Annotated in this window: 9 protein-coding genes and 1 pseudogene; 6 read left to right on the forward strand and 4 right to left on the reverse strand. The window is 63.0% G+C overall.

Annotated features, from left to right (window positions below; all coding sequences use genetic code 11):
• The 4 genes and pseudogenes from AOQ71_RS47890 to AOQ71_RS16480 form a co-directional block, all read left to right on the forward strand.
• A pseudogene (locus AOQ71_RS47890) lies at positions 1-758 on the forward strand (condensation domain-containing protein); the annotation flags it as partial.
• Positions 759-899: 141 nt separating this feature from the next.
• Positions 900-1,067 carry a hypothetical protein gene (locus AOQ71_RS46320; RefSeq protein ID WP_167353980.1) on the forward strand — a complete coding sequence of 56 codons (168 nt, stop codon included), beginning with the start codon at positions 900-902 and terminating at the stop codon, positions 1,065-1,067.
• 228 nt (positions 1,068-1,295) lie between these two features.
• Positions 1,296-2,027 (forward strand): 4'-phosphopantetheinyl transferase family protein, encoded by a 732-nt coding sequence (locus tag AOQ71_RS16475; protein WP_057747877.1) that lies wholly within the window; start codon positions 1,296-1,298, stop codon positions 2,025-2,027.
• The gene (locus AOQ71_RS16480) at positions 2,024-3,004 is read left to right on the forward strand and encodes an LLM class flavin-dependent oxidoreductase (RefSeq protein WP_057747880.1); all 981 of its coding nucleotides are present in this window, start codon (positions 2,024-2,026) and stop codon (positions 3,002-3,004) included. Before AOQ71_RS16475 ends, AOQ71_RS16480 begins: the two co-directional genes overlap by 4 nt.
• A gap of 131 nt (positions 3,005-3,135) precedes the next feature.
• Here the strand turns inward: AOQ71_RS16480 and AOQ71_RS16485 are convergent, their stop codons facing one another.
• From AOQ71_RS16485 to AOQ71_RS16495, 3 genes are all read right to left on the reverse strand, one after another.
• The gene (locus AOQ71_RS16485) at positions 3,136-4,161 is read right to left on the reverse strand and encodes a histone deacetylase family protein (protein ID WP_057747883.1); all 1,026 of its coding nucleotides are present in this window, start codon (positions 4,159-4,161) and stop codon (positions 3,136-3,138) included.
• Between the two features lie 250 nt (positions 4,162-4,411).
• Positions 4,412-5,353 carry an SMP-30/gluconolactonase/LRE family protein gene (locus AOQ71_RS16490; protein WP_057747886.1) on the reverse strand — a complete coding sequence of 314 codons (942 nt, stop codon included), beginning with the start codon at positions 5,351-5,353 and terminating at the stop codon, positions 4,412-4,414.
• Complete coding sequence (locus tag AOQ71_RS16495; RefSeq protein WP_245316907.1) at positions 5,310-7,346, reverse strand: PQQ-dependent sugar dehydrogenase; 2,037 nt, start codon at positions 7,344-7,346, stop codon at positions 5,310-5,312. The genes AOQ71_RS16490 and AOQ71_RS16495 overlap by 44 nt, the downstream gene beginning before the upstream one ends.
• Positions 7,347-7,586: 240 nt before the next feature.
• Between AOQ71_RS16495 and AOQ71_RS16500 the strand changes: the two genes are divergently transcribed.
• Positions 7,587-7,820, forward strand: coding sequence for a DUF6894 family protein (locus tag AOQ71_RS16500; protein WP_057747891.1), 234 nt, complete (start codon positions 7,587-7,589; stop codon positions 7,818-7,820).
• A gap of 9 nt (positions 7,821-7,829) precedes the next feature.
• Positions 7,830-8,006: a hypothetical protein gene (locus tag AOQ71_RS46325; RefSeq protein WP_167353981.1), complete on the forward strand. Its 177-nt coding sequence runs from the start codon at positions 7,830-7,832 to the stop codon at positions 8,004-8,006.
• 40 nt (positions 8,007-8,046) lie between these two features.
• Here the strand turns inward: AOQ71_RS46325 and AOQ71_RS46660 are convergent.
• Positions 8,047-8,264, reverse strand: a 218-nt coding sequence (locus AOQ71_RS46660; RefSeq protein ID WP_205668234.1) for a hypothetical protein, incomplete at its 5' end; no start/stop codon positions are given.

The raw sequence follows: 8,264 nt of genomic DNA on the forward strand, positions 1-8,264 counted from the left end.
GCCGGCAGGCCGCCGACTGGGCCGACAATCTGCGCGGTGCAGCCCCCGTGTTTGACGGCGAGGCGCGCGCGGGCGCGTCGACCGGCCATCATCCGCTCAGCCTAGAGCGTGATCTCGTCGCCGGTCTCACCTTCTATGCGCGCCAGCACAACAGCACGCTGTTCATGTGTCTGCTCACCGGCCTGAAGGCCCTGCTGCTGGCGCGGACCGGGCGCACGGACATTTCGGTCGCCACCGCGATGGCCAACCGCGCCCAGCCGGACGCCGACCGCATCATAGGCCCGTTCGAAAACACCGTGATCGTCCGCAGCCGAATCACGCCGGATCTGTCGTTCGCCCAGGCCTTGGCCCGGGTGCGCCAGAGCGTGCTCGACGCGCATGCGCGGCAGGAGCTGCCGTTCAACATCGTGGCCGACCATCTGGAGCGGGAGGGCATCGACCCGGCTTCGCTGCTTCAGGTCTATTTCACGCTGCAAAACCCGCTGCGCCAGCCGCTCGACCTGCCTGATGTCGCGGTGCGATCGATCGGCAACGTCGCGCGGGAAGGCCAGCCGGTGCTGCCGGTCGACCAGACCTGGCTATCGCTGATGCTGAAGGAGCGCCCGACCGGGATTACAGGTTCGTGCAATTATAAAGACGATCTGCTCGACGGCGCCACGGTCGGCGCATGGATGGAGGATCTCGTCGCGCTGCTTGAGGCTGCCATCCTCCGGCCAAACACGCCGCTGGAGCGCTTGCTCGCCCGCAGGGCGGCATGACCAGCCGCACAGGACAGGCAAACACGAGTTCACCCGTCAAAGCTGTGAAGACACAAGTTGCATCTTGATTATTCGGCTCCAGCGCGCAAGATTATTCTCGCCTTTTGATTTGGACGATATTTTCAACCGGGGAGCGTCATTATGGGTTTTATCAAATTTACCAAAGGCACTTCGCTCAGCGACAAGGACCGCAAGGCCCTGCTAAAGCTGCTGACGGGCGAGAAGAAAAAACTTCAGTCCGCCCTGAAGGATGTCGATGCCAGCCTTGCGACGCTGGGCGTCGCGAAGAAGGCCAAGAAGAAGAAATAAGATTCGGCGGCCGGGACGCCGGGCGGATCTTCGCGTATCATTTTCGATTTGAGCCGCTCGCCTGTCCGGTCGGGGTCTCGCACAAGCCTGCTCCTGCAAACCGGCCAGCGATTGACAAGAATTTGCCTGGGTGGACCGCTAGAAATGGTCCGCCGAGTTGCTTCCTGTTCGGTTGATCCTTCAGTCAGGGCCGGATTTGGCCTCCGCCTGACGCTATGGGCCCAATTGATGGCAGACGACGGAATTGAACTGTTTATCGGATTGATCGAGAGCATCGATACGCCCGGCGCGGTGGATGTGTGCCGAGGGTTGCTCTCGGTCGACGAGCAGATACGCGCCGACCGCTTCAAGTTTGAACGGCATCAACGGCAATATGTCTTCGCGCATGCGATGCTGCGCCTCGCGTTGTCGCATGCGGCCCCTGAGGTCGAACCGACCGACTGGTCGTTTTCGACCGGCCGCTACGGGCGACCCTTTGTCGCGGCGCCCACGACCGCGACGCCGCTGCATTTCAGCCTGTCCCATGCCGATGGCTGCGTCGCCTGCGTCGTCTCGAAGCATGAGACCGTCGGCGTCGATGTCGAGACCGTGTCGCGGCGCGTCGCACCGCTGTCGACCGCGCTTCGCTTCTTTGCGCCGGAAGAGGTGGAGACGCTGCGCACGCTGCCGGAGCCCGCCGCGATCGAGCGCTTCTTCGACTATTGGACGCTGAAGGAAGCCTATCTGAAGGCAAGAGGTTTTGGGCTCAATCTGCCGCTGGATGCGTTCGCGATGCAGGTGTCGCGGGAGGCGATCAAGATCACCTTCAAGCCCGATATTGCCGACGACCCAGCGGGCTGGCGCTTCTCGCTGTGCTCGCCATCGCCCTCGCATCGCCTTGCGATCGCCGACGGCTCGGGCGCGGCCGGCGGCCTGCGCATCACCCGCAACGCCTGGCCGCTCCAGGACGCGGCGGAATGATGCCGGCGCGGCTGCGCGTCTTTCCGGCGATCTCGCGCAACCGCGATCCCGAAAAATACGTCGGCGAGCTGATGCGGGTGGCTGATGTCGCCGACCGCAACGGCTTCGAAGGTATTCTGCTGTTCGAGGGCAACGACGTGTTCGTCGAGCCCTGGGCGATGGCGCAGCACATCCTCGCCGCGACGACGCGATCCTCACCGCTCATCGCGGTCAATCCGGTCTACATGCATCCGTTCACGGCGGCGAAGTTCGTCTCGTCCTTTGCGCAGCTCTACGGCCGCAAGGTCTATCTCAACATGATCACGGGGACCGCGATCAGCGATCTGCAGGGGCTGGGCGACGAGCAGTCTCACGCCGACCGCTATGTCCGGCTCGGCGAGTTCGTCACCTTGATGCGCAGGCTGCTCTCGAGCCCCCGCCCGGTGAATGTCAACGGCCGGTTCTATTGCGCCAGCAATCTGCAACTGCGGCCGCGCCTGCCCGCCGAGCTGATGCCGGAATTTCTGATCGCGGGGCAATCCGACGCAGCCAGGCGCGTCGCCGAGGAGGCTGGCTGCATCAAGATGCAGATGTTGCCGCCCGACCTCGATCGAGGCCTCGGCGCATCAGGTATGAACTTTGGCATCTTCGCGCGCGAGAGCCGCGACGAGGCGCGGCAGGCGGCCAAGGCCCGTTTCCGCGACAATCCTGACGATCGCGAGCTGCTCGCGCTCACGGTCGAAAATTCAGATTCGGTCTGGAAGCGGCGATTGTACGAGGGGCAAAGCGGAGAGCTCGCCGACAATGGCTATTGGCTGCTGCCCTTCCTCACCTTCCAGGCCGACTGTCCCTATCTCGTCGGCAGCTATGCCGAGATCGGCGCCCAACTGAAGGAGTTTGCGGCGAAGGGGCTGACCACTGTCATGCTCGACATGGTCGCCGACGAGGCCGAGATGCAGCATGTTTGCAAGGCGCTGAAGGCGAGCGGGATGTTTTGACTACTGATCAACACTGCATCCGCATCGTCATTGCGAGCGAAGCGAAGCAATCCAGGACCTTTCCCTAGAGGCAGTCTGGATTGCTTCGCTTCGCTCGCAATGACGGAGAACGACGGTCTATCCAGCGAAAATCACCGCACCTCTTCGAATCCCGCAAGCACCGAGGTCAGGTTGGCGCCAAGGATATCCGAGAGATAGCCGCCTTCCTGCACGAACACGGTCGGCAGGCCCAGCTTCGCGATGGCCTGGCCGATGCGGCGGAAGCCGGGCGTGGTGACGGCAAGCCCCTTCAACGGATCGTGCTCGGAGGCATCGAGGCCGAGCGCGATCACGAGCGCGCCGGGCGCAAAGGATTCGATCGCCTTGCGCGCGATCTCCATCGCTTGCATGTAGCCATCGTCGCCCGTGCCGATCGGCAGGGGAATGTTGAGATTGGCGCCGAGGCCGGCGCCCTCGCCGCGCTCATGCGCATAGCCCCACACATAGGGATAGTAGGCGACCGGATCGGCGTGGATCGAGACCGTGTAGACATCCGGCCGCGCGTAGAAGATGCCTTGCGTGCCGTTGCCGTGGTGGACGTCGACGTCGAGGATCACGACGCGCTCGTGCTTCAGGCGCAGATGCGCGGCCGCGATCGCGCTGTTGTTGAGGAAGCAGAAGCCGCCGGCCATATCGCGATAGGCGTGATGGCCGGGCGGACGGCAGAGCGCGTAAACAGCGTCTTCGCCGTCCATCACCATCTGCGCCGCGGTGACAGCGACATCCGTCGCCGCGCAGGCCGCGGCCCACGTGCCCGGCCCAATTGGAGCTGCGGTGTCGGCGGTGTGCCAGCCGAGCTTGCCGACGATGTGGGTCGGATAGGTGGCGGCATGGCGCACGGGATGGACGTTGCCGATCATCTCCGGACCGGCATCGCCGAGCGCCGTCCAGGCGTCCCAGGCTTCGCTCAGGAACGACAGATATTCCGGGCTGTGAATGCGCGCCCGCGGGCCCTGGCCGAATTCGGTCGGCTCGACCAGCTGATGCTTGCCGTCCTTCAAGCCCTTGAGCAGGCGATCGGCGCGCTCGGGCTGCTCGGTGGTGCGCTTGACGACGCCGCGAACCAGGAAGAATTGCGGATCGTGGCTGCGGTGCAGTTCGGTATGGACGGCTTTCACTCAACACTCCGTGCTCTTCAGCGGCTTTTGAATCGACGCGTTTTCCTGACGCGAACCGGTATCCACTTCGCTCGAAAACGCCTTGATAGTGCCATAGGGTTTTTTGATCGCTGCGGCGGCCAGATGCAAGCAAGAAGAATGCCGGCCTGTGCCGCACCGCTCTGCGCCAGCAGCAGATCGCCCGCGAAATATTCTCTTGTTTGAGCATGATCTTTTCGGAAAACCGCTGCACACTTTTCCGAATCATGCTCTAGCAGCGCCCGCGCTGAAGACAATATTCCCTGCCCTGCTGATCGGTGCGGAAGGATTCGATGAAGCCGCCCTGGCGCTGGGTGACGAAGACGGTCTTGCCGTCGCGGCCGCCGAAGGCGAGATTGGTCGGCTCTTTCGCTTTCAGCGTGATCTCGCGCTCGACCACACCACTCGGCTTCATCAGCGCGATCGTACCCTTGAGAATGCGCGCGACGTAAAGGCGGCCGGCGACGTCGGTGCGCAGACCGTCGATGGTGTCGGGCTGGAATGTCTTGACCAGCTTCGCATCGGTGAGCTCGCTGTCCCGGATAATGTAGGACCAGACCTGGCCGTTGCTGGACTCACCGACATAGAGCGTCTTGCCGTCGGGGCTGAGATCGATGCCGTTGGTGGTGCCCATCGAACGCGGCGCCGACATGATCTGTCCCTGCACCACGCCATCGGCGGCTTTGGCAATGCGCCAGATGTGACCTTCGCGGCCCTTCCAGTTCGGATCGCTCGCATAGATCGTGCCGTCGTGTGCGATGGTGATGTCGTTGGGCTGGTTCATCTCGTCGGAGTGAAACCAGACGGCCGGCTCGGTGCCGCCCTTCGGGATCGCAAAGATGTTGTGCTTCTTGTAGTCGGCGATGAACATCGTGCCATTGCGATCGAAGCGGATCGCGTTGCCGACGCTTCCCTCGGGAAGTTCCACGAAAGCTCCGGACGCCGCAGCGCCCGCGGGCAATCGGCCGATGGTGCCGGGCTTGCCGAAATTGACGACGAAGAGATCGCCATCGAGATCGGCGGCGGGGCCCTCGATACCGTGCGTATATTCACCTGAAGGCGTGACCTGCACGCTTTCGAACAGCTTCGTCTCGGCCGCGAAGAGCGGCGTCGCGACGACAAGCAGAATGCTACTGCACAGGCACCAGAAAGTCCTGCCGGATGTAATAGCCATCGTCGTCGCTGCACTCACCATTCAGATAGGGATCAGCCGGCCGGAAGAACCGGCTGAAGCCGGGTTTGTCTACAGCGTTCCTTTGTGTCACGACGACGACCTTGGCAGCCGGTATTTCGCCGCATTCCTTGTTCGCCTTGCTGAAGAACTTGCGCTGCGGCAGGCCCGGCTTGATGCGCATCGGCGTTCCCGGAACCATCCTGGCAACCAGCAGATCCGCTGTGGTCAGCAAGGCCGCGTAACCCGGCTCGGTCTTCGGCAGACTCTCGCCGCCGGGCGGCATCAGCTTCTCCGCGCCGAGGCCGCGCAGGCGCGTGCGCAATCTGCCGGAGGCGGGATCGCCGGGATAGATCCAGCCATCCTGCGACAGCATGAACCTCAGCACGGTCGCATCCTTGTCCGCGTCCGACTGCCCTGCCTTGAGGCCGAAATCGGAGTGGCAGCCGACGCAGTGCTTTTCAACGAGGTTCTTGCGCAGCGTGGTGAGCCGTAGCTTGTTCTGCGGATCCTTGGCGACGAAGGCCGCGAGCTGGTCGATCAACGCCTGGCTTCTGACATCGCAGGGTAGTGGCGGCGGCGGATCGCCGGCGGCGCGATCGATGCGGATGATGGTCTGGTTCTTGTCCTCGACCAGCCAGATCGCACCGTCCTCCGCGACCGTCATGCCAACTGGCGCGCCTTGCGGCCGCGCACCATTGACGCGATGCCAGCCCGCGATCAGTTCGTCGAACGGCGCAGCGGCGACGTCGCCGGCGTCGCTCTGAAAATTGTGGGTCGGATCGGCCGCGCAGCTGACGTGGTAGCGCACCGGCGGCGGAGCAGGCTTTGGAAAGCCGTGATCGTCGACCTCGTAGATCAGCACGCGGCTGCCGGTCGGGCGGTAGCCGTGGAGCCCGATCAGCAACTTCCCTTCCAATTCGGGGAACCTGACGCCGTGATAGTACAGCATCGCGAGCGGCGCACCATGTGGCGGCAGCAGCGAGAAGGGCTGCTTGTAGAGCGCGCTCGCCGTACAGAGCGATTTGTAGATGCCGGATTGCAGCACGAGCTTGAACTCGGGACTCGGCGTCGACAAATCGTAACAATAGGGCCAGCCATAATGCCTACCCTGCTCGATCGCGTTGATCTCCTCGTTCGGCTTGAAGATATCGGGCAGGTCCCGACCATTCTCTCCTTGCAGGAAGGCGTAGCCGGCATCGGGGAACTTCGGGTGCAGTGCCAGCGCCAGCGAGTTGCGCAAGCCGCGCGCGTAGATCGTGTGAGCGGGATCCGGATCGCCAGGCTTCAAGGCCGGGAAGACGCCGCCTGACGGTGGCGTGAACAGCCAGAGTGCCGCCATGGCGGAGGCGCCTTCAGCCGGTGCGCAAGGCTTCGTGATCGGCGCCGGCGCAATGCAATCATCGCTGTGGGCACCGACATTGACGAACAGCCGCCCGTTCTTGTCGAAGACGAACTGCTTGAGCGGATGCGCGGCCTCCTCGAGCTTCGTCCCGTCAGGCAGCGTGATGCGGCGGCCCGGCATATGACGGATGATGGTCTCGACCGTGCTGCGCGGATTATCGGCGAGTGGATCGAAGCGGAAGATTGTCTCGGCGCTCGAGGCGTAGAGCTTCTTGTCCGGACCGATCACGAGGCCGAACGGATATTCGACCCCGGTCAGCAGCTCCTTGAAGCGATGGCCGCTGGCGGCGTGAGGATCGAGCAGCAGCAGCCGGCCGTCGGTGTGGCCCCAACCGCCCATGTCGGCCACCACGAATAGCTCACGGCCGGGCACCTGGATGATCGACCGCGGAAATTTCAGATGGTCTTCCTCGCTGCCGACCAGGCCAGCGCAGAAGCCAGCCTTCATGTCGATCTGGACTCTTGGGAAGGCGAGATCGCCGCTGCCGCAGGTCTCCGGTCCGACCGCATAGCCGCTTTTCCGCAACTGATCGGACGCCGCTGGCGAGGCAAGGCCAAGCAAGACCGCGGTGACGGCGGCAGCTGCGCACAAGCCTCGGCGTCCATTCTGCAAAGTGAGATGATTCACAGCGGCCTCCCCCGATTTTCGGTTGAGGGTTGTTCCATGTCGTGCAGGAGCCGTCCAGCCATCACCCGCCTGTGATTAAACCTGTAACGATCTTCGTGGCGACCAACCTCCGTAAATTCCCTTACCGGGTTCAACCCGAATATTTTGGGAATGCTTGGGGTGGTATCGTTTTGCCGTCCCAATCGCTCTCTCCAGGAGGCGCTTATGGTCCAGGTCTACTTTCACTGCTCCAACACCGAGGGCACGCTGATCGACCGCTACGGCGCTGCCGTCGCCAATCTGACCGAAGCGCGCGATCGTGCTGCCCAGATCATGCGATCCATGATCGAGACGCCAGGCGCCGAGGACTGGCGCGATTGGGTGATCCATATCAGCGACGACGACGGCGAAGAGATTTTCGATCTCCCCTTCACCGCCATGCTCGGCAAGCCCCATTAAGGTGATGCCATGCTGTTCGCTTCCCTGACCCTGCTCCGCCAGCCCCTCACCTTCGTCGCCACCAAATGGCTGACGCTGATCCGGGTCGCCGGCAATCCCTACCGCCCCGAGCTGCATTACATGCGCGGGCCTGGCCCGAAATGGCGCGCCAAGTACCAGGCTAGCCGGCTGGACCGCACGCGCTGAGGCGGCGCTTACCGCATTTTTCAGACATTTGTATCTTTCGTCATGGCCGGGCTTGCCCGGCCATCGACGTTTTTTGGAGAACCGTAAGACGCAGCGTCAAAATGCTGATCGTGCCATCCTGCGCCGGTTTCACACCTGCCATGTTGCGTCTCGCAGCAGATGTTTTCGCCGATGGTGATGTGCCATTCTCGTCGAGCTTTGCCCATCGGAAGACGAGATCATGCCTCATCAGTTCAGCCTCAACCAAACCTTCCGCAA

This window comes from Bradyrhizobium manausense (assembly GCF_001440035.1).
GTDB lineage: Bacteria > Pseudomonadota > Alphaproteobacteria > Rhizobiales > Xanthobacteraceae > Bradyrhizobium > Bradyrhizobium manausense.

Coding starts and splice junctions, on each gene's coding strand:
- AOQ71_RS16480 (WP_057747880.1), top strand. CDS start 2,024: ATGATGCCGGCGCGGCTGCGCGTCTTTCCGGCGATCTCGCGCAACCGC.
- AOQ71_RS46320 (WP_167353980.1), top strand. CDS start 900: ATGGGTTTTATCAAATTTACCAAAGGCACTTCGCTCAGCGACAAGGAC.
- AOQ71_RS16490 (WP_057747886.1), bottom strand. CDS start 5,353: ATGGCTATTACATCCGGCAGGACTTTCTGGTGCCTGTGCAGTAGCATT.
- AOQ71_RS46325 (WP_167353981.1), top strand. CDS start 7,830: ATGCTGTTCGCTTCCCTGACCCTGCTCCGCCAGCCCCTCACCTTCGTC.
- AOQ71_RS16475 (WP_057747877.1), top strand. CDS start 1,296: ATGGCAGACGACGGAATTGAACTGTTTATCGGATTGATCGAGAGCATC.
- AOQ71_RS16500 (WP_057747891.1), top strand. CDS start 7,587: ATGGTCCAGGTCTACTTTCACTGCTCCAACACCGAGGGCACGCTGATC.